Annotated in this window: 17 protein-coding genes and 1 other RNA gene; 12 read left to right on the forward strand and 6 right to left on the reverse strand. The window is 59.8% G+C overall.

Annotated elements, in window-relative coordinates:
- Nucleotides 1-104 precede the first annotated feature (104 nt).
- Nucleotides 105-3107 carry a DNA polymerase I gene (polA, locus tag BTE54_RS03805; RefSeq protein WP_078051455.1) on the reverse strand — a complete coding sequence of 1001 codons (3003 nt, stop codon included), beginning with the start codon at nt 3105-3107 and terminating at the stop codon, nt 105-107.
- A 414-nt stretch (nt 3108-3521) separates the two neighbouring features.
- Between polA and BTE54_RS03810 the strand changes: the two genes are divergently transcribed.
- Together BTE54_RS03810 and BTE54_RS03815 are read left to right on the forward strand one after the other, a co-directional pair.
- Nucleotides 3522-3956: a MarR family transcriptional regulator gene (locus BTE54_RS03810; RefSeq protein ID WP_065654780.1), complete on the forward strand. Its 435-nt coding sequence runs from the start codon at nt 3522-3524 to the stop codon at nt 3954-3956.
- A 166-nt stretch (nt 3957-4122) separates the two neighbouring features.
- Nucleotides 4123-5514 carry a dipeptidase gene (locus tag BTE54_RS03815; protein WP_078051457.1) on the forward strand — a complete coding sequence of 464 codons (1392 nt, stop codon included), beginning with the start codon at nt 4123-4125 and terminating at the stop codon, nt 5512-5514.
- A gap of 403 nt (nt 5515-5917) precedes the next feature.
- On the opposite strand, the gene BTE54_RS03820 is transcribed toward BTE54_RS03815, so the two are convergent.
- Entirely contained in the window at nt 5918-6127 is a 210-nt protein-coding gene (locus BTE54_RS03820; protein WP_003492998.1) for a cold shock domain-containing protein, read from the reverse strand.
- A gap of 470 nt (nt 6128-6597) precedes the next feature.
- On the opposite strand from BTE54_RS03820, the gene BTE54_RS03830 reads away from it, so the two are divergent.
- The 3 genes from BTE54_RS03830 to BTE54_RS03840 all read left to right on the forward strand — a co-directional run bounded on the left by BTE54_RS03830 (nt 6598) and on the right by BTE54_RS03840 (nt 10516).
- Nucleotides 6598-7056 (forward strand): YbaK/EbsC family protein, encoded by a 459-nt coding sequence (locus tag BTE54_RS03830; RefSeq protein WP_065654782.1) that lies wholly within the window; start codon nt 6598-6600, stop codon nt 7054-7056.
- Nucleotides 7057-7203: 147 nt separating this feature from the next.
- Nucleotides 7204-9498, forward strand: a complete 2295-nt coding sequence (locus BTE54_RS03835) for a transglycosylase domain-containing protein (protein ID WP_078051459.1) — start codon at nt 7204-7206, stop codon at nt 9496-9498.
- Nucleotides 9499-9787: 289 nt separating this feature from the next.
- A complete protein-coding gene (locus BTE54_RS03840; RefSeq protein ID WP_078051461.1) occupies nt 9788-10516 on the forward strand; it encodes a sugar transferase in 729 nt (242 codons plus the stop codon).
- 96 nt (nt 10517-10612) lie between these two features.
- Here the strand turns inward: BTE54_RS03840 and BTE54_RS03845 are convergent, their stop codons facing one another.
- Nucleotides 10613-11188 (reverse strand): cytochrome c family protein, encoded by a 576-nt coding sequence (locus tag BTE54_RS03845; RefSeq protein WP_065654785.1) that lies wholly within the window; start codon nt 11186-11188, stop codon nt 10613-10615.
- Between the two features lie 149 nt (nt 11189-11337).
- Here BTE54_RS03845 and BTE54_RS03850 point away from each other — a divergent pair, with 149 nt between their 5' ends.
- Both BTE54_RS03850 and BTE54_RS03855 read left to right on the forward strand, forming a co-directional pair.
- Nucleotides 11338-12093: a 3-deoxy-manno-octulosonate cytidylyltransferase gene (locus BTE54_RS03850; protein ID WP_059758939.1), complete on the forward strand. Its 756-nt coding sequence runs from the start codon at nt 11338-11340 to the stop codon at nt 12091-12093.
- Nucleotides 12094-12104: 11 nt separating this feature from the next.
- Nucleotides 12105-12968: a prephenate dehydratase gene (locus tag BTE54_RS03855; RefSeq protein WP_003524315.1), complete on the forward strand. Its 864-nt coding sequence runs from the start codon at nt 12105-12107 to the stop codon at nt 12966-12968.
- A 15-nt stretch (nt 12969-12983) separates the two neighbouring features.
- Here BTE54_RS03855 and nudC read toward each other — a convergent pair whose 3' ends face one another.
- Nucleotides 12984-13946: an NAD(+) diphosphatase gene (gene nudC, locus BTE54_RS03860; protein WP_078051462.1), complete on the reverse strand. Its 963-nt coding sequence runs from the start codon at nt 13944-13946 to the stop codon at nt 12984-12986.
- Complete coding sequence (locus tag BTE54_RS03865) at nt 13946-14374, reverse strand: HIT family protein (protein ID WP_003524313.1); 429 nt, start codon at nt 14372-14374, stop codon at nt 13946-13948. Before BTE54_RS03865 ends, nudC begins: the two co-directional genes overlap by 1 nt.
- A gap of 65 nt (nt 14375-14439) precedes the next feature.
- Between BTE54_RS03865 and ffs the strand changes: the two genes are divergently transcribed.
- The 3 genes from ffs (at nt 14440) to BTE54_RS03880 (ending at nt 16838) form a co-directional block, all read left to right on the forward strand.
- An RNA gene (gene ffs / locus BTE54_RS03870) (signal recognition particle sRNA small type) lies at nt 14440-14536 on the forward strand.
- A gap of 79 nt (nt 14537-14615) precedes the next feature.
- Complete coding sequence (locus BTE54_RS03875; protein WP_078051463.1) at nt 14616-16490, forward strand: DNA polymerase III subunit gamma/tau; 1875 nt, start codon at nt 14616-14618, stop codon at nt 16488-16490.
- A gap of 24 nt (nt 16491-16514) precedes the next feature.
- Nucleotides 16515-16838, forward strand: coding sequence for a YbaB/EbfC family nucleoid-associated protein (locus tag BTE54_RS03880; protein WP_003507179.1), 324 nt, complete (start codon nt 16515-16517; stop codon nt 16836-16838).
- A gap of 57 nt (nt 16839-16895) precedes the next feature.
- Here BTE54_RS03880 and BTE54_RS03885 read toward each other — a convergent pair whose 3' ends face one another.
- On the reverse strand, nt 16896-17531 hold the full coding sequence (locus tag BTE54_RS03885; RefSeq protein ID WP_162933996.1) for an MOSC domain-containing protein: 636 nt from the start codon (nt 17529-17531) through the stop codon (nt 16896-16898).
- A 37-nt stretch (nt 17532-17568) separates the two neighbouring features.
- On the opposite strand from BTE54_RS03885, the gene recR reads away from it, so the two are divergent.
- Nucleotides 17569-18174 carry a recombination mediator RecR gene (gene recR, locus BTE54_RS03890; RefSeq protein WP_003524309.1) on the forward strand — a complete coding sequence of 202 codons (606 nt, stop codon included), beginning with the start codon at nt 17569-17571 and terminating at the stop codon, nt 18172-18174.
- 38 nt (nt 18175-18212) lie between these two features.
- On the forward strand, nt 18213-19478 hold the full coding sequence (locus tag BTE54_RS03895; protein WP_078051465.1) for a lytic murein transglycosylase: 1266 nt from the start codon (nt 18213-18215) through the stop codon (nt 19476-19478).
- Nucleotides 19479-19592: the final 114 nt, after the last annotated feature.

Raw genomic sequence — 19592 nt, forward strand, 5'->3', positions numbered from 1 at the left:
GAGCTGCCCTCAGGCATCGCATATCACGCCTCACAGCTTATCGAAAACGACACGCTCGTTGAAGTGGTTCATGTCCCGGAATTCACAGAAAGCCGGCTCGCCAGTCAGTGCGCCTCATCCCAATTGTCAGCCGCGCGGGCATCCACTTTCAGCGGCACCCTCATGGAAATCGCGGGCATGGCCGCGTTTTCCATAACGGAGACGACGACCGGCAAGGTCTTTTCGATTTCCGCTTCCTCGACTTCGAAGATGAGTTCGTCATGCACCTGCAAAAGCATGCGGGCGGAAAGCTTTTCGGCCTCCAGCGCAGGCTCGATGCGGACCATGGCCCGGCGGATGATATCGGCGGCCGAGCCCTGGATCGGCGCGTTGATGGCCGCGCGTTCGTTAAAGGCTTTTACCGAAGGGTTGGAGGAGCGGATTTCCGGATAATGCGCACGGCGGCCGAAAATCGTTTCGACATAGCCGTTTTCGCGGGCGAAGGCTTTGGTCGCCTCCATGTAATCGCGAATTCCGGGAAAACGCTCGAAATATTTCTTGATATAGTCGCCGGCTTCAGAGCGGGCGATGCTGAGCTGGTTGGCGAGGCCAAAGGCGGAAATGCCGTAGATGATGCCGAAGTTGATGGCCTTGGCGCGGCGGCGCACTTCCGACGGCATGCCTTCCACCGGCACGCCGAACATTTCCGATGCCGTCATGGCATGAATGTCGATGCCGTTTTCGAAGGCGTTGCGCAGCTGCGGAATATCGGCAACATGGGCCAGCACGCGCAGTTCGATCTGGCTGTAATCGGCCGACAGTAGCTTGTGGCCGGGCGTGGAGATGAAAGCCGTGCGGATCTTGCGGCCTTCGGCGGTGCGAACCGGGATGTTCTGAAGGTTCGGCTCCGAGGAGGACAGACGCCCCGTGGTGGTGGAGGCGAGCGCATAGGACGTATGCACCCGTTTCGTCTCGGGATGGATATATCCGGGCAGTGCATCCGTATAGGTCGATTTCAGTTTCGTCAGCTGCCGCCAGTCGACGATCTTGCGCGGCAGTTCGACGCCTTCCGCCGCGAGATCTTCGAGAACCTGCGCTGATGTCGACCATTGCCCGGTCTTGGTTTTGGAACCGCCCGGCAGGCCCATCTTGCCAAACAGAATATCGCCAAGCTGCTTTGGCGATCCGATGTTGAAGCGCTCGCCCGCCAGCTCGTAGATTTCCTCTTCGAAGGAGGCAGCCTTCTGGGCGAGTTCGCCGGAAAGACGCGAGAGAATCTGCCGGTCGACGGTGATGCCGCGCTCTTCCATATGCGCCAGAACCGGCACGAGGGGGCGCTCCAGCCGCTCGTAAACCTTGGTCAGCCGTTCCGAAACAAGCCTCGGCTTCAGCGCCATCCAGAGCCGCAGGGTGACATCGGCATCTTCCGCAGCATAAGCGGTCGCCTTGTCGATATCGACAAAATCGAAGGTGACGCTCGACTTACCCGATCCCGCCACGTCCTTATAGGCGATCGGCGTGTGGCCGAGCCAGCGCTCGGACAGCGAATCCATGCCATGCGTGGCCTTGCCGGCCTCGAGGACATAAGAAATCAGCATCGTGTCGTCGAAGCTCTGCATGACGACGCCGTGGCGTTTCATCAGCAGATAGTCATATTTCAGGTTCTGCGCGACCTTCAGAACGGCCTCATCCTCGAGCAGGTCCTTCAGACGCGCCAGCGCCTCGGCAAAGGGCACCTGCCCTTCGGCCAGTTTGATGCCATCGCTGAAAAGATCGCCGCCGGAACCGGTCTTGTGCGTCAAAGGAACATAAGCGGCCCGGATATCGGTGCCCGTCGTGGCATCCTTGCCATTATCGGCAATGGCCAGAGAAAAACCGACAAGTTCCGCCTGCATCGGGTCGAGCGAGGTCGTTTCCGTATCGAAGGCGACAACGCCTGTCTCCCGGGCCGCCGCGATCCAGCGGTCGAGCGTCGCAAGGTCCCTGATCGTCAGATAGGCGGTCGTATCGATCTTGGCGGCGGAAAAAAGCGCCTGCCGCGCTGTGGCGAGGTCAGCGGGTGCGCTGCCCTCCCCCGTTACTTTCCTTGCCGGAGCGGCAGGCGAAGCCGTAGCGCCGGCGGCGCTAGTGGCCACTTCGCCAGCCTTCACGGCAGCGGCCGGCGCATCGAGATCGGGGCCATGGGCATCGGCACCCCATTGTACCGGCACATTGGCAGGGTCGATGGCGGAAGCGTCGGTTTCGGTCGCCTCGGCAACCCGGCGTGTCAGCGTCGTGAACTCCATCGCCTTCAGGAAGGCGATCAGTTTCGGCCCGTTCTGCGGTTCGAGCACCAGCCCTTCGAGAGACTGATCCAGCGGCACATCGGTTCTGAGCGCCACAAGCTGTCTGGAAAGGCGGGCAAGCTCCGCATTGGCGATGATATTTTCCCGGCGCTTCTGCTGCTTGATTTCGCCTGCCCGCGCCAGCAGCGTATCGAGATCGCCGTATTCCTCCAGCAATTGCGCCGCCGTCTTCGGGCCGATGCCCGGAATGCCGGGCACATTATCGGTGGAATCGCCGGTCATCGCCTGCAGGTCGATCATCTTTTCGGGGCCTACGCCCCACTTTTCGACAACGTCCGGAATGCCGATCTGCTTGTCCTTCATGGCGTCGTACATGTGTACATTGGCCGTGACGAGCTGCATCAGATCCTTGTCGGAGGAGATGATCGTCACATCGGCGCCGATCGCCTCGGCCTGCCGGGCATAGGTGGCGATGATATCGTCCGCCTCGAAGCCTTCAGTCTCGATGCAGGGAAGGTTGAAGGCGCGCGTCGCCTCCCGGATCAGGCCGAATTGCGGCACCAGATCTTCCGGCGGCGCGGTGCGATTGGCCTTGTAGAGATCATAAAGCTCGTTGCGGAAAGTCTTCGACGAATAGTCGAAAATCACCGCAAAATGGGTCGGCGTCACGCCGACATCGGTATTGCGCGCATCCTTCAGCAGCTTCCACAACATGTTGCAGAAACCGGAGACGGCGTTGACCGGCAGCCCGTCCGACTTGCGGTTCAGCGGCGGGATTGCATGGAAGGCCCGGAAAATGAAACCGGAACCGTCAACGAGGAAGAGATGATCGCCTTTTTTCATGGGTAGCATGGATAGCGCGGGGCCGTTTTGACGTCTACCGAAACTTCGCACAACGCACCGTAAAGAGCGGGGAATGAGGCGGTGCCACAGGCCTGCAAAATTCACCTGAACGTTACCGATTTGTAATCCGCCCTTCCCTTGAAAAGCCGCATTTGCAGACACATTTCATAAGGGACGGCGCCTGATCACGCCGTAGTCTGATAGCTGGCTCGTCCCCCGCCGCGTCAGACCGGACAAAGGCCTTTCCCCCTCTCCGGGCCTTTGTCCTCCAATATGACCGCCATGGCCGACCCCTCCCGGCCGTGGCGGTTTTATTTTGCGCCCTGTTTAGGCTGGCCTAAACATATCATGCGATATATATCGCGCTATCGACTTGCCGGGCTGAGCCGGCCGTGGTGCTTTATGGGCGGAAAAATGGGTTTTTCCCGGGACGAATCGGCAATCTATCTCGCTTCGAAAATGGCGCGGGAATTCACCATGGCGCTGCAGAAAAGAGCCGCCGCCCTGGGTTTCTCGCCCGGACAATTCCCCATCCTCATCGAACTCTGGCATGAGGACGGCCTGACCCAGCGGCAATTGCTGGATAGAATCGATGTCGAACAGGCGACACTCGCCAATACGCTCTCACGCATGGAGCGCGACGGGCTGATCGTCCGCAAATCCCATCCCAGCGACCGCCGTGCCCAGATCATCGAACTGACCCAGCGCGGCAGGGATCTGGAAGCCAACGCCATTGCCGCCTCCGAAGCCACCGAAGACGCGCTGCTCCAGGATTTCCGGCGTTTCGAGAGGCAGCTTCTGCTGGAATATATGCGCCGGGCGATCGAAAGCGCCAAAAAAGCGAAATAGCATTTACATCCCGAAACCGCTTCGCACTTTCCCTGAACTGCTCTATCGTTCCGCCGGCCGCACGTTTGCCGATTCACGACGCGCCGGCCCCCTTGTTTCCCGCGATGCGCGATGCCCGGATGTTTCGTCTTATCGCCGGGTCACGACAGACATGACAGGATCAGCGATGACAGACGTTTCCCCCATTCTTTCCACCGCCGACAACAATCTCACCTCCAGCCTTGAGCGACTGTTCGAGCTCGTACGCATTCCGTCGATTTCGACGGACCCCGCTTACAAGGCGGAATGCCGCAAGGCGGCGGAGTGGCTGGTCAGAACGCTTTCGGCGCTCGGCTTTACGGCCTCCGTGCGCGATACCGCCGGCCACCCCATGGTCGTGGCGCATCACGATGCGGCCACCAAGGACGCGCCGCATGTGCTTTTCTACGGCCATTATGACGTCCAGCCAGTCGATCCGCTCGAGCTTTGGGAAAACGATCCGTTCGAACCCGCGGTCAAGGATATCGGCGCCGGCCGACAGGTGATCACAGGACGCGGAACGGCGGACGACAAGGGCCAGCTGATGACCTTCGTGGAGGCCTGCCGGGCGTACAAGGCTGTCAATGGCGGCCTGCCGGTGCGCGTCACCATTCTTTTTGAGGGCGAAGAAGAATCCGGCTCGCCGTCGCTGAAGCCTTTCCTCGAAGCCAATGCGGAAGAACTGAAGGCCGATTATGCGCTGGTCTGCGATACCGGCATGTGGGACCGGGATACACCCGCCATTGCCGCAGCCCTTCGCGGCCTGGTCGGCGAAGAGGTCGTCATCACTGCGGCCGACCGCGATCTGCATTCCGGTCTGTTCGGTGGAGCGGCGGCAAACCCCATCCACATCCTCACCGATATTCTCGCCGGCCTGCATGACGAGACCGGCCGGGTGACGCTTTCCGGCTTTTATGACGGCGTGGAAGAAACCCCAGCCAACATCAAGGCCTCCTGGGAGACGCTGGGCCGCACGGCCGAAGCCTTCCTCGGCGAAGTCGGCCTTTCGGTTCCCTCGGGTGAAAAGGGTCGCTCCGTGCTGGAGCAGACCTGGGCGCGGCCGACGGCGGAAGTCAACGGCATTATCGGCGGCTATACCGGCGATGGTTTCAAGACCGTGATCGCCGCCAAGGCCTCCGCCAAGGTGTCTTTCCGCCTCGTCGGCGAGCAGGACCCTGCGGCCATTCGTGAAAGCTTCCGGGCCTATGTGCGCTCGAAGATTCCCGCCGATTGCTCCGTGGAGTTCCACGAACATGGCGGCTCACCCGCCATCCAGCTTTCCTACGACTCGCCCGTGCTGACCAAAGCCAAAAATGCGCTTTCGGAAGAGTGGCCGAAACCTGCCGTCGTCATCGGTATGGGTGGCTCGATCCCGATCGTCGGCGATTTCCAGAAGATGCTGGGAATGGATTCGCTGCTTGTCGGCTTCGGACTTACCGATGACCGTATTCATTCGCCGAATGAAAAATACGACCTCCAGTCCTTCCACAAGGGCATTCGCTCCTGGGTCCGTATTCTCGACGCGCTTGCGGCGAAATAATCCTGAAAATAAGGAGGAGGTGCCGAATATTCGGCACCTCCTCGGCACATAAACAAAAAGGCCGGGCAAGCCCGACCTTTCCATCCGTTTTCCGTCAATGCCAGTACATCCGTGGTCAAAGCGTTCAAACGGTCTGATGCTCCAGAGCGCGTCAAAGATATCGACGCTGCTTTCCAGCTCAGGATCGGCTGCCTTGGTTAATCTTTGGTTAACACAACAGCAGCGGCACTTTTAAAAGCGCCATTCCCGGCAGTTCCGGTCCGGAGCACTGTTGAACCCTATATTGGTATGTGACCCGGCTTTTTCAAGGGCAACCGGTCCAGCCCCTTCCTGCAAAAGAAAAAGGCCGGAAAAATCCGGCCTTTCCATTCATGCGAATGACCCTTTCGGGCCAAAGCGCTTATCAGGCAGCAACGAGATTGCCTGCGGACATCTTGCCCGAGCGGCGATCCTGCATCAGCTCGTAGGAGAGCTTCTGGCCGTCGTTGAGGGCGGTCAGACCAGCGCGCTCAACAGCGGAGATGTGAACGAATACGTCCTGCGAACCGTCGTCAGGCTGAATGAAGCCGTAGCCCTTGGTTGCGTTGAACCACTTTACTGTACCAGTCGCCATAACGATTTCCTTCCGTTGGCAATTGTATTTGCACTGCGAGCAGTGCGGACTTGGGTCGAATTTGAAGGAAAAGATCGTCGTGAGCGTCTAAAAAGACGCCGAAGCTCTGGTCGTCAAACAAATATCGATGGCGAAGTACCTAGGTTGGAAGGGGCTGAAAGTCAAGTTTCTTTGAACACGACCATCTTGTCAGGGTTCAGCAGCGAGACAGACAACAGGAACGCCAAAAAGCAAAAACCCGGCGCGGGAGGAGGTGCGCCGGGTTCTTGAAACTGACTGACAATTGGGAGGAGGAGTATTGTCAGTCCAATCGGGCGACGCTGGGAGGAGGAGTGCGTCGCTTCGATGATTTGAAGATACAGGATCGCCGCTTAAAAAACAGACGTTTCATCGCAGCGCAGCATTGCGCTAAATGCATAGCTGTTTCGGGGTGACTTGAAGCTTCTCCGCGCAACGCCTAATAAATACGCATGTCTATCGAATCCGTCAGAGCCTTTTTCACCGAAAAGTCGCCCGAGGTCGCCGTGATCGAAACCGAAACGAGTTCGGCGACGGTTGCGCTGGCCGCTGAAGCGCATGGTGTCGACCCCGACCAGATTGCGAAAACCATTTGCCTGAAAGCGGGTGAAACCATTCTTCTCGTCGTCGCCGCCGGCACGAAGCGGCTCGACAACCGCAAATTCCGCGATCATTTCGGCGCAAAGCCGCGCATGCTCGGACCGGAAGAGGTGGTGGCGGTAACCAGCCATCCCATCGGCGGCGTGTGCCCTTTCGGCCTGCCCTCCCCGCTTCCGGTGTTTTGCGATGTCTCCCTGAAAAACTATCACGAGGTGGTTCCCGCGGCCGGCGCCACCAATGCGGCGGTGAAGATTTCGCCGGAGGTGATGGCCGAATTGACGGGAGCGGAATGGGTCGACGTCTGCCAATGACGCCGATTTGATCCGGACAGGACTTAACCCCGCCTTAAATTGCCGCATTTAAACTCTTCATCCTGGATTAAGGATCGCGCAGGCATAGAAGCCTGAAAACCTGAACGGGATGCGCGCGGTTTCGCGAATAGGAGCGACTTCGGCTGGATGGCAGGCAAGGGTAAATCACGCGAACGGGTAGAACCCTCCTTCGGGGATTTCCACGAGTCCGGTGATGACCTGCGCCTCGACGCCAGTGAGCGCATCAGCGGAACCACAAAGCAGCAAGCCGGAAAACCGAAGCCGACATCCGGCCGCACCAAATCCAGGAAAAAAGAAAAGCGCACCCGCAGCTCCGGCCGCGGCGCGACGGGCTTCATTCGCTCCCTCGTCTATTGGTGCATCGTACTCGGCATCTGGGGCGGCATCGGTATTGCAGGTCTCGTTCTCTATTACGGCGCGCGCATGCCGAGCGCCAGCAGCTGGTCCATTCCCGAACGCCCGCCGAATGTGAAGATCGTTTCGGTGAATGGCAGCGTGCTGGCCAATCGCGGCACCACCGGCGGCGAGGCGCTCGCGCTGGAAGATATGTCGCCCTATATTCCGCAGGCCGTCATGGCCATTGAGGACCGGCGGTTTTATTCGCATTTCGGGGTCGACCCGCTCGGTCTCGGACGCGCCATCGTCACGAATGTTCTGACGGGGCGAACCGTGCAGGGCGGCTCGACGCTGACGCAGCAGCTCGCGAAAAACCTGTTCCTCTCGCCGGATCGCACGCTGGAACGCAAGGTTCAGGAAGTGCTGTTGTCCTTCTGGCTGGAGCATGAGTTCACCAAGGACCAAATTCTCGCGATGTATCTCAATCGCGTCTATTTCGGCTCCAATGCCTATGGTGTCGAGGCGGCCTCGCGGCGCTACTTCAACAAATCCGCGCGCGACGTCAATCTGGGCGAGGCGGCGATGCTGGCCGGACTTCTTAAAGCGCCCTCACGCCTTTCGCCGGCGCGCGATCCGCAGGCGGCGGAAGAACGGGCGCAGGTCGTGCTGCAATCCATGCGCGATGTCGGCTTCATCACCGACGATGAAATCAAGACCGCCATGTCGCAGCCGCCGACCAAGGCGAAACGGTTCTGGTCTGGCGCCGAACATTACGCCGCCGATATGGTGCTGGAGGAAGTGCGCAACCTCGTTGGCGAGGTCAAGCAGGACATCGTGGTCGACACGACCATCGATCCCAATCTCGAGCGCGACGCCGAAAAGGCGCTAACCCACGTGCTGCAGGGCGATGGCAAGAAGCAGGGCGCTTCGCAGGCGGCGCTGGTTTCCATCGATGGCACGGGCGCGATCCGGGCCGTGGTGGGCGGGGCGGATTATGCCGAAAGCCAGTTCAACCGCGCCGCCAAGGCAAAACGGCAACCCGGCTCCGCATTCAAGCCCTTCGTTTACGTCGCCGCGCTCGAATCCGGGCTCACGCCCTATACCGTTCGTAACGACGCGCCTGTTCGTATCGGCAACTGGACCCCGGAAAATTACGAGAAGAAATATCGAGGCGAAGTGACGCTCGCCACCGCGCTCGCCAATTCGCTGAACACCATTGCCGCGCAGCTGGTGATGGAAGTGGGTCCGGATCGTGTGACCCAGGTGGCGCATCGCATGGGCATCGAATCCGAGCTGCAGAACAATGCCTCCATCGCGCTCGGCACCTCGGAAGTGTCGCTGATGGAGCTGACGGCCTCCTACGCCCCCTTCATGAATGGAGGCTACAAGGCGACGCCGCATATCGTCAAACGCATCACCGATGCGGATGGCAAGGTGCTTTACGAAAACAAATACGACAACCCGCCGCGCGTCCTGAGCGAAGAGATAGCCGCGACCATGAACAGCATGCTGTCGCGCGTCATTACCGAAGGCACCGGCAAGGCGGCACGGCTACAGGGCTGGCAGGCGGCAGGAAAATCCGGCACGACGCAATCGTTCCGCGACGCCCTTTTTGTCGGCTACACAAGCAACCTGACCACCGGCGTCTGGTTCGGCAATGACGACGGCACGTCGATGAAGAAGGTCACCGGTGGCGGGCTTCCCGCAAAGGCCTGGAAAGATTTCATGACCGCCGCCCATTCAGGGCTTTCGCCCTCACCGCTCTTCGGGCTTGGCGCCGGCGGCGTGCCGCCGCTTGGGGAAATGCAGCAGCCGGCGCCGGAAAGCGCGCCCTCCTCCATCGGCGATATCATTTCCAATGCGCTCGGCGGCGGAACGGTGGATACGCGCGCCTATCCCGAAGCCCCGGTTGCACCAAACCCGAATCAGCCCGGTGTGCCGATGCCGCCGGCAAATATCCCTTCCCGCGATATCGAACCCGGCTATTCAGCCGGCAACGGGCCTGTACCACCGGCCGATATCGGCGGTCAGGCACCATCCGGACCGAAGCAGACGACCCTGCTCGATATTCTGATGGGAAACTGACGGCTTAGAGTGGTCGAAAGGCGCTTGGCTCAGGGCCGCTGGCGTTTCGCCAGCGCGGCACGAAAATTCCCGATTTTGCAGGTTTTGGTTCCATGGGACAGGCCGTCTCCGCAGCCACGGGCGGAGAGGATGTCGGCCCTGCAACATCTGCGTGCAGTTGCATTAACCGTAGATTGCCATTTGCACCGGGGCGGTTACATTTCGGATGACTTTTTACGGTAAATGAATTATTAATCGTTCATATAAATTAATTTTCTTCTATCAAAATAACTTTTCAGGGCTTTATATTATGCTGGGTACTAAAGGCTCATCGCATGCCGTTTTTTACGGTGCCTCCTATTCCGCAGCCACCACTTTCGAATCGCCGGAAACGCAACCTCCCTCTTCGGAAAAAACCGTCTCCGCATTCCTGCGCGGCCAGTTCGCGCTCAAAAGAACGATGGATATTGCGGGGGCGTCCATCGCCCTTGTCGCACTCGCACCGGTGCTGCTCACCGTGGCAGTGATGGTCAAACTCGACAGCAAGGGACCGGTCCTGTTTTCGCAGGTCCGCTGGGGCATGAACGGGCGGAAAATCCGTGTCTATAAATTCCGCTCCATGAGGACCGATCTTTGCGACGCTACCGGCGTGGCGCAGACGGTGAAGAACGACCCCAGAATAACCAGGATCGGCGCGGTTCTTCGCCGCACGAATATCGACGAACTACCGCAGCTTCTGAACGTGCTGAAAGGCGATATGTCGCTGGTCGGGCCCCGCTGCCATGCCATCGGCATGCTGGCGGCCGGCCGTCTTTATGAGGAGCTGGTGCCGCACTACCATATGCGGCACCGGGTGCGGCCGGGCATTACCGGCCTTGCCCAGATGCGGGGATTGCGTGGCCCGACGGATCGCAGCGACAAGGCGCGCGCCCGAATCGTCTCCGATCTTTATTACGTCGACAATTTTTCGCTCTGGCTGGATATCAAGATCATGGTCGGAACGGTGATTTCCGAGTTGCGCGGCGGCAAGGGGTTCTGATTTTTCAGGCGCCATTGCCGCAGCCGCAATCGGCTGCTGCAAAAATAAAAAGCCCGGCAGCGATGCCGGGCTTTTTTCATGAAACCATCTTAACGATCAGTTTGTCGGCGCGGGAGCCGCAGCGGGGTCCGGAAGCGGTGCCGGGTTTGCCGACAGCGTCCGCAGATAAGCGATGAGATCGGCGCGTTCCGTCTCCTTCTTCACGCCCGCAAAGCCCATGGCCGTGCCGGGAACGTGTTTCTTGGGAGCTTCGAGGAAGAAGCTGAGATGATCGTAATCCCAATGCACGGAACCGCCCTTGGAGAAATCCTTCATCCCTGCGGAGTAGCTGAAACCTTCATGGCTGGCGATCGGCCGGTTGACGATATCGAAGAGATTGGGGCCGACCTTGTTTGCACCACCACTCTCTCCGGTATGACAGCTCGTACACTTCTTGAAGACCGTCTCGCCCTTGGCGGCATCGGCGCTCGCAAGCAATTGCGCAATCGGCGTCGCCGCGGCAGCGGTTTCTCCGCCGGCTGCTTCGCCGCCACCCTCTGCCGCAGCAATGGCGTAACCTTCCTTTTCGGGCGCAGGCGCATGGAAAATGCCCTCAGACGCAATCGACACCGACATCAGGACGAAAACCGTGCCAAGCAACGCCCCAACGCCCATATTTACATAAGAATTCATCTATATGCGCTCCCTCGCATCCGCTTGATATAACGGGCATCTTGAAATTGCTCGAAAGCTATGGCTTTTGCACAGCCTGCGCAACTTGAATAATGCTCCCCACACCGTGACGTTTTGACACTTTTCGGGCGGGATTTGAAGGGTGTCGGATGAAGAATCGGGATTTCGAGAAAGCTGTCGTCCTCATACCGGCGCGGATGGCATCCACGCGCCTGCCGGGCAAGCCGCTCGCCGACATCGGCGGCAAGCCGATGATCGTGCAGGTGGCGCTGCGCGCACGCGAGGCCGGCGCAGAGCGAATCGTTGTGGCCGTTGATGACGAACAGGTGTTTTCGGCCGTCAAAAATGCCGGTTTCGACGTGATGATGACCCGCGACGACCATCAATCCGGCTCGGACCGCATTTTCGAAGCGCTGCAGAAAGCCGATCCCTATGGCAAGGCGGAATATGTCATCAATGTCCAAGGCGATCTTCCGACCATCGAAGCGGAGACGATCCGCGCTTCGCTGCGTCCGCTGGAAAATGCCGCCGTCGATATTGCGACACTGACGGTCGAAATCACCGACGAGGAAGAAAAAACCAATCCGAACGTGGTGAAAGTGGTGGGCAGCCCACTTTCCGAATCGCGATTGCGCGCGCTTTATTTTACCCGCACCACCGCCCCTTATGGCGATGGCCCGCTTTATCATCACATCGGACTTTATACCTATCGCCGCGCAGCACTCGAGACATTCGTGAGCCTGCCGCCCTCGCCGCTGGAAAAACGCGAGCGGCTGGAACAGCTGCGCGCGCTGGAAGCGGGGATGCGCATCGACGCCGAAATCGTCAGTTCCGTACCGCTCGGCGTGGACACGCCGCACGATCTGGAAAAAGCCCGCAAAATTCTCGCAAGCAGAACCCTCTAACGGACAGTCCCATGACCTTGAGCACAAATCGCATTGCCTTCCAGGGCGAATTCGGCGCGAATTCCGATATGGCCTGCCGCGACATGTTCCCGGATATGGAGCCTTTGCCGTGCCCGACATTCGAGGATGCCTTCAACGCCATTGAAAACGGCGAAGCCGATCTCGGCATGATCCCGATCGAGAACACGCTGGCCGGCCGCGTTGCGGATATTCATCACCTGCTGCCGGAATCGCGCCTGCACATCATCGGCGAATATTTCATGCCGATCCGCTTCCAGTTGATGGTGATGCCGGGCGTGAAGAAGGACGAGATCCGCACCGTCCACAGCCACATTCACGCGCTTGGCCAGTGCCGGAAAATCATCCGTTCGAACGGCTGGAAGCCCGTCATCGCCGGCGATACGGCGGGATCCGCAAGACTGGTGTCCGAAAAGGGCGACCGCAGCATGGCGGCACTTGCGCCGCGCCTTGCCGCCAATCTCTACGGCCTCGATATTCTCGCTGAAAACGTCGAGGATTCGGAAAACAACGTCACGCGTTTCGTGGTGCTTTCCCGCGATGAAAACTGGGCCAAGCGTCAGTCGAGCGACGAAATTGTCGTCACCACCTTTGTCTTCAACGTCCGTAACATTCCGGCCGCGCTCTACAAGGCCATGGGCGGCTTTGCGACGAACGGCATCAACATGACGAAGCTCGAAAGCTACCAGCTTGGCGGCAAATTCGTGGCGACGCAGTTTTATGCCGATATTGAAGGCCATCCCGATGACGAGCCGGTGCGGCATGCGCTGGACGAGCTGCGCTTCTTCTCCGAAAAAGTTCGCATTCTCGGCGTCTACAAGGGCCATGCGATGCGCGGCAAGCTCAACCAGGGTTGAGCCTGCCTAACGCGATTATTTCTCCCATTCCACCCAATCGCGCATCAGCCGGTGCGCGATGGCGCCACCGGGAGGCGCGGAAAAGCCCTCACCCGTCGCCGTCTCCAGCATCTTGGCGACTTCCGCCCGTGTGAACCAGCGGCAATCCTCCAGTTCGATCTCATCGCGGGCAATATCGAAAGACAGTGCCTCGGCATAACAGCCGATCATCAGCGTATGCGGCATCGGCCATGGCTGCGACGCGTGGTAACGCACGCGGCCGATTTCGACGCCGGATTCCTCATGCGTTTCGCGGCGTACGGCCTGCTCGATGGTTTCCCCCGGCTCCACAAAACCGGCAAGGCACGAATACATGCCCGGTGCAAAATGAGCGCCACGACCAAGCAGGCAAAGATCACGCTCGATATCGATCGTCATCATGATGACGACGGGATCGGTGCGGGGAAAAATGGTGTGATTGCAGGCGGCGCAGATACGCTTGTAGCCGCCGATACGCGGCTCCATGGTGCCGCCGCACTTTCCACAAAACCGATTGTCGGCGTTCCAGTGGGTAAGGCTGACGGCCTGGGCAACCTCGCTCAGCAATTCCTCATCGAGAAGATGGTCGCGATAAAGCGTGCGGGCGTCGGCAAGCTTGTAGTGGCTCGCCAGTTGGTCTTCGGCAACAGCAACCGGCACCGCAATTCTCGGCTCGCCGGTTTCGCGATATCCGAGAAGCACGGCATTGTCGAAATCCGGCTGCAATTCGGCCAGCTCATAGGCGGAAAACAGGGGGTCGATGACCTGTTCGTCATGCTTCAGGACAAGTCGGTTGCCCGAAAAGGCAAAAATATGGGTGCCGTCTACTTTCAGCGCATCGGCAACGCACTCTTCCGTCCGCTTTTCAGCGAAACGGTCGAGGGCGTTCTTGGAAAAGGCTGTCAGCAGGCTTGCTTCGGGATGGGGGGCAGTGGTTTCAAAAATTTTCGTGGAAATCATCAGAGCGCGCCGGAGATTTTTTTCATCAAAGTTTCCTTTTCGCCCGCGGCATAGGGCACAGGCGTTCCGTGACCCCAGATAGGACCCGGCCAGCAGGTGTCGCCTTCATTGCGGGCGATTATATGGACATGAAGCTGCCGGACGATATTGCCCAAAGCACCGACATTGATCTTGGTGGCTCCGGTGATTTCTTTCAAGGCAGACGCGACGAGATTGGTCTCGAATGTCAGCACGGCCTGATCAAGCGGGGTGAGATCGAATAGTTCACTGACACCGTCTCGCTGCGGCACCAGCACCAGCCAGGGCCAGCGGTTGTCGTTTTGCAAACGCAGTTCACATAGTCCCAAACGCGTCACAAGCACGCTGTCGCGCGCCAGTCTGTCGTCCAGCCGGAATGTCTCCAAGGTGTCCTCCATGTTTGTTTTCATTGTGATAGCAGTTTTTTGAAGGCTTGGCTTGCATTTGCTTTCGATATTGCCGATATGTGGCCCCGGGAGGTTGGTGGTGGACGAGCCACTCGCCAACCGGGTCAGGTCCGGAAGGAAGCAGCCCTAACGAGCCCGGCACGGGTCGCCGTGCCAGCCTCCCACCTTTTTTAAAAGACGTGCTCAGCTTTCGCCGGGCCAGTTCAGCGCCCCAAGACAACTGGCAAAACAAACTGGCGAGGCAATGAGCGACACCGTACCCACCACATCAAGCGAATCCCAGGTCGGGACCGGCTACCGGGTACTGGCGCGCAAATATCGCCCCAAGGATTTTTCCGATCTGATGGTCGGCCAGGAGCCGATGGTCCGCACGCTGACCAATGCCTTCGAGACGGGGCGTATCGCGCAGGCCTATATGCTGACCGGCGTTCGCGGCGTGGGCAAGACGACCACGGCCCGCATTCTCGCCCGCGCGCTGAACTACAAGACCGACACCATCGACAAGCCGACCATCGACCTGCGCATTCCCGGTGAACATTGCCAGGCGATCATGGAAGGCCGGCATGTCGACGTGATCGAGATGGACGCCGCCTCCCATACCGGTATCGACGATATTCGCGAGATCATCGAACAGGTGCGTTACCGCCCGGTTTCGGCGCGCTACAAGGTCTATATCATCGACGAAGTGCACATGCTCTCGACGCAGGCTTTCAACGGTCTTCTGAAGACCTTGGAAGAGCCGCCGGAGCATGTGAAATTCATCTTCGCAACCACCGAAATCCGCAAGGTTCCTATCACCGTTCTGTCGCGGTGCCAGCGCTTCGATCTGCGTCGCATCAGCGCCGCCGATCTGGTCGGCCTGTTCACCGCCATTGCCGGCAAGGAAGGTTTCGAGGCCGACCCGCAGGCGCTTTCGATGATCGCCCGCGCTGCCGAAGGTTCCGCGCGTGACGGCCTTTCCCTGCTCGATCAGGCCATTGCCCATGGCGGCGGGCGCGTGGAAGCCGAAGCGGTGCGGGGCATGCTCGGCCTTGCCGACCGTGCACGTATCGTCGATCTCTTCCAGCATGTCGTCAAAGGCGATGTCGCAGCCGCCCTTTCGGAATTCAACGGGCAATATGAGGCGGGTGCAAACCCCGTTGTCGTATTGAACGATCTTGCCGATTTCACCCATCTCGTCACCCGCATGAAATATGTGCCTGACGCGGCGGAAGATCCCTCGCTTTCCGAGATCGAGCGCGTGCGGGGTGCGGAATTTGCCGAGACGATTGCGGTAACGGCGCTGTCGCGCATCTGGCAGATGTTGCTGAAGGGCATTCCGGAAACGGAAAACGCCTCGCGCCCGGCGGGTGCGGCCGAAATGGTGCTGATCCGGCTTTCGCACGCCGCCAATCTGCCGGCTCCGGAAGACGCTGCCCGGCGCTTGGCGGAGCTTTCGAACGGTGACGGCGGTTACGCCAATGGCGGACCTTCGGGTGGCGGCAATGGCGGCGGTGCGCGCGCCTATTCGTCGGGACAGGCCGTGGCCGCGGGAAGACCTGTCGATCTTCCCGCCCAGCGCCAGGCGACGCCGCAGACCTCCGCCGTGCTGCGCGCCGTTCCGGATAGCCGCCCGCAGGAGATGCAGGTCGCGGCACCGAAAACCGAAGAACGGCCGGAGCCGAAGGTTCCCGTTACTTCGGTGCAGGATATTGCCGATCTGTGCCAGAAGAACCGCGATCCCGTCATGCGGGCGAAGGTGCGCAACTTTGTGCGGCTGGTGCGGCTGGAGCCCGGCCGGCTTGATATGCGCCTCGGCGAAGGCGCGCCCGGATCGCTTCCCGGCGAACTCGGCGTCAAGCTCAAGGAATGGACCGGTATCCACTGGATCATCAGCCTCAGCAAGGAACAGGGCGAGCCGACCCTTGTCGAGGCCGAAGGCAACGCCCGGGATGCCCGTCTTGTCGATGCGCGTCAGGATCCTGACGTTGCCGCCATTCTGGCGCAGTTTCCCGGCGCAAAGATCACCGATGTGCGCATCCGCGCCGCCGCACAGGATGAGGCGGAAGAAATCGCGCCGCCATCGGTTGCCGAATCGAGCGAAGGCGACATCCTTCCCGGCGACGACATCGAGTTTTAAACAAAAAGAACAGGAGATTGGCACATGCGTGACATCATGGGCATGATGGGCAAGGTCAAGGAAATGCAGTCCAAGATGGAGAAGGTGCAGGAAGAAATCGCTGCCCTTGAAGTCGAAGGCAGGGCTGGCGGCGGTCTCGTGACCGTCATTCTCAACGGCAAGGGCGAAATGCGCGGCCTGAAAATCGATCCTTCGCTGTTCAAGGAAGACGAGGTGGAAATCCTCGAAGACCTGATCGTGGCTGCTCACAAGGACGCCAAGGAAAAGGGCGAAGCGCAGGCGCAGGAAAAGATGGCCGGCCTGACCGCCGGCCTGCCGCTGCCGCCCGGCATGAAGTTCCCATTCTGATATAATCCGATCGAAGAGGATGGCGTGATGCACGCCGTCCTCACGTCTGGAAAAGGTCTAGACTTCCAGCATCGCGCGGAACCGGGTGGCAAGCGGCGTTTCGAGATAGGCTGCGCGTTCAGCCATATTGAACTGCATGGGGCGGAAGCGCTGGAGAATAGTCGGTATCGGCAGTTTCGTTCCCTGATAGGGTGCGAAGGCGATATCCTCCCCGGCGGCGAGCATTCCACCTTTCAGCACCCGGCAATAAAAACCCGGCTGGCCCGCCTGCCGGAAGCGCGGTGCGAAGTCCGGATCGCCGATGCGGGCCGACAGGGTGGCGCAGGGAATGCGGGCGGCGGTTACCTCCAGCACGACTTCGCTGGCCGAGAACCTGTCGCCGACATGGAGTTTCGCGCTGTCCACCCCCTCCAGCACGAGGTTTTCGCCGAAAAATCCGGGTTCGACGACAAAACCCAGCGTGCGTGACCAGAAATCGAGATCGACGGACCCCATAACGTAAATCGCCTGATCCGGACCGCCGTGATGTTTGCGATTGCAGACGGCGTCGCTGACGATACCTTCGGCATCCACCATGACCGGGCCCTGCACGGCATGTTTGAAGATTCCCGTCTTCGCCGTCTTTCCCGGCAGGCTTTTTGCCTCGCCCCGGCATACCGCCCTGATTTTCATGGACTGCCCTTTGCGCTTCATGATTCCCGTTTCCCGATTTATGCAGTAGAAAGCGCTCATGGCAAAACGAGTCACCGGTCCCGAAATCGAAAAACTGATCCAGCTTCTGGCAAAAGTGCCGGGGCTTGGGCCCCGTTCGGCGCGGCGGGCGGCGTTGCATCTGATCAAGAAGAAGGAACAGCTTCTCGGGCCGCTGGGTCATGCCATGGGCGAGGCCTATGACAAGGTGAAGATCTGCTCCTGCTGCGGCAATGTCGATACGATCGATCCCTGCACCGTCTGCACTGACGACCGGCGCGACCAGTCGGTCATCATCGTGGTGGAAGACGTGTCGGATCTTTGGGCGCTGGAGCGGACGGGTGCGATGAACACCGCCTATCACGTGCTGGGCGGCACGCTGTCGCCGCTCGACGGCGTCGGGCCGGAGGATTTGAATATCAAGGGCCTGATCGACCGTGTCAGCGCCGGCGGTATCCGCGAGCTTATCATCGCCGTCAATGCGACGGTGGAGGGGCAGGCAACCGCCCACTACATCACCGACCGCCTTTCCGGTCTCGACATCAAGATCACCCGGCTTGCGCATGGCGTGCCGGTGGGTGGTGAGCTCGATTATCTCGACGAAGGCACATTGACGGCGGCGCTTCGGGCGCGCACGACGATCTGAAGCCGCCCTCCCTCCCCGTTATTCAAAGAGGAGACCGAATGCGAGACCATTTTGCCCCGAAGGCACTGGCTGCACTTCTTTCCGTTTTTTCAGCAACGACGGCCTTGGCGCAATCGGCACCGACAGGTGCAGCCGCGGCCCGATACGACGCCGAATTTAACGTCTGGCTGAAAAAGGAAATCTGGCCGGAAGCCCGCAAGGCCGGCATATCGCAGAAAACACTTGAGGCCACGCTCAGCGGTCTTTCCATCAGCTGGAACCTGCCTGATCTCGTCATTCCCGGCCAGAAGCCCCCGAAGGAACAGAGCCAGAGTCAGGCGGAATTCTCCTCGCCGGGCGCCTATTTCTCGGAAAAACGGCTGCAGGGATTGGCGGGCACCGGCCGCTCGCTTGCCGCCACCCACGCCGCGACGCTGCGCAGGATCGAGGCGAAATACGGCGTGCCCGGTGATATCGTCGTTGCGATCTGGGGCCGCGAATCCGGCTTCGGCCGGGCAAAACTGCCGCATTCCGTGGTCGATGTTCTGGCCACAAAAGCCTATATGTCGACCCGCAAGGAGATGTTCCGCGCCGAGCTGATCGATGCGCTGAAGATCGTCGAAAGCGGCGATATCGCAGCTTCGCGCATGATGGGCTCCTGGGCCGGCGCGCTCGGCCAGCCGCAATTCATGCCGTCGAGCTATCTCAAATATGCCGTGGATTTCGATGGCGACGGCCATCGCGATATCTGGAACTCCGTGCCGGATGCGCTGGCATCCATAGCAAACTATCTTTCGCAGCGCGGCTGGCAACGTAATCGTGACTGGGGTTTCGAAGTATCGATCCCCGCCAATGTCTCCTGCGCGCAGGAAGGCCCTGATCTTGCCCGGCCGGTGGCCGACTGGGCGAAGATGGGCATTGCCCGCATTTCCGGAAAAGCCTTTCCCGCCAACGACCTGACCGCCGACGGCATGATGCTGGTGCCGGCTGGGCGGCATGGACCGGAATTTGTGGTGACGCCTAATTTTTACGTCATCAAGGAATATAATAACTCCGATCTCTACGCGCTGTTCATCGGCAATCTCGCCGACCGCATCGCCCATGGGGCAGGCCCGTTCAAGGGTGAATGGGGCAATGTCGGATCGATGCTGCGCTCCGACGTGCTGGCCATGCAGAAGGCTCTGGTTGCCAAGGGTTACGATGTCGGCAAGGCAGATGGGCTGGCCGGTTTCAAGACGCGTCGCTCACTCGGCGACTGGCAGGCGAAAAACGGCCTTGCGCCGACATGTTTTCCGGATGCAAGCCTGAAGGCTAAGCTGAAATAGCACGTTACGGGCGACGTCGGAAAACCTCCCCGTCGTCATGCTCGGGCTTGTCCCACTGCTGTCCGGTTTAAATTTGGTGGACATGGCGCACGGTGTTGATTCTACTCGTATTCG

The organism is Agrobacterium sp. YIC 4121 (assembly GCF_002008205.1).
Classification (GTDB): Bacteria; Pseudomonadota; Alphaproteobacteria; order Rhizobiales; family Rhizobiaceae; genus Agrobacterium; species Agrobacterium leguminum.

Bases quoted from the DNA above. Each gene is read 5' to 3' on its own strand.
- recR (WP_003524309.1), top strand. From the start codon at position 17,569: ATGGCAAAACGAGTCACCGGTCCCGAAATCGAAAAACTGATCCAGCTT.
- BTE54_RS03875 (WP_078051463.1), top strand. From the start codon at position 14,616: ATGAGCGACACCGTACCCACCACATCAAGCGAATCCCAGGTCGGGACC.
- BTE54_RS03810 (WP_065654780.1), top strand. From the start codon at position 3,522: ATGGGTTTTTCCCGGGACGAATCGGCAATCTATCTCGCTTCGAAAATG.
- BTE54_RS03840 (WP_078051461.1), top strand. From the start codon at position 9,788: ATGCTGGGTACTAAAGGCTCATCGCATGCCGTTTTTTACGGTGCCTCC.
- BTE54_RS03835 (WP_078051459.1), top strand. From the start codon at position 7,204: ATGGCAGGCAAGGGTAAATCACGCGAACGGGTAGAACCCTCCTTCGGG.
- BTE54_RS03830 (WP_065654782.1), top strand. From the start codon at position 6,598: ATGTCTATCGAATCCGTCAGAGCCTTTTTCACCGAAAAGTCGCCCGAG.
- polA (WP_078051455.1), bottom strand. From the start codon at position 3,107: ATGAAAAAAGGCGATCATCTCTTCCTCGTTGACGGTTCCGGTTTCATT.
- BTE54_RS03885 (WP_162933996.1), bottom strand. From the start codon at position 17,531: ATGAAGCGCAAAGGGCAGTCCATGAAAATCAGGGCGGTATGCCGGGGC.
- BTE54_RS03865 (WP_003524313.1), bottom strand. From the start codon at position 14,374: ATGAAAACAAACATGGAGGACACCTTGGAGACATTCCGGCTGGACGAC.
- BTE54_RS03815 (WP_078051457.1), top strand. From the start codon at position 4,123: ATGACAGACGTTTCCCCCATTCTTTCCACCGCCGACAACAATCTCACC.
- BTE54_RS03880 (WP_003507179.1), top strand. From the start codon at position 16,515: ATGCGTGACATCATGGGCATGATGGGCAAGGTCAAGGAAATGCAGTCC.
- BTE54_RS03820 (WP_003492998.1), bottom strand. From the start codon at position 6,127: ATGGCGACTGGTACAGTAAAGTGGTTCAACGCAACCAAGGGCTACGGC.
- BTE54_RS03855 (WP_003524315.1), top strand. From the start codon at position 12,105: ATGACCTTGAGCACAAATCGCATTGCCTTCCAGGGCGAATTCGGCGCG.
- BTE54_RS03850 (WP_059758939.1), top strand. From the start codon at position 11,338: ATGAAGAATCGGGATTTCGAGAAAGCTGTCGTCCTCATACCGGCGCGG.
- BTE54_RS03845 (WP_065654785.1), bottom strand. From the start codon at position 11,188: ATGAATTCTTATGTAAATATGGGCGTTGGGGCGTTGCTTGGCACGGTT.
- BTE54_RS03895 (WP_078051465.1), top strand. From the start codon at position 18,213: ATGCGAGACCATTTTGCCCCGAAGGCACTGGCTGCACTTCTTTCCGTT.
- nudC (WP_078051462.1), bottom strand. From the start codon at position 13,946: ATGATTTCCACGAAAATTTTTGAAACCACTGCCCCCCATCCCGAAGCA.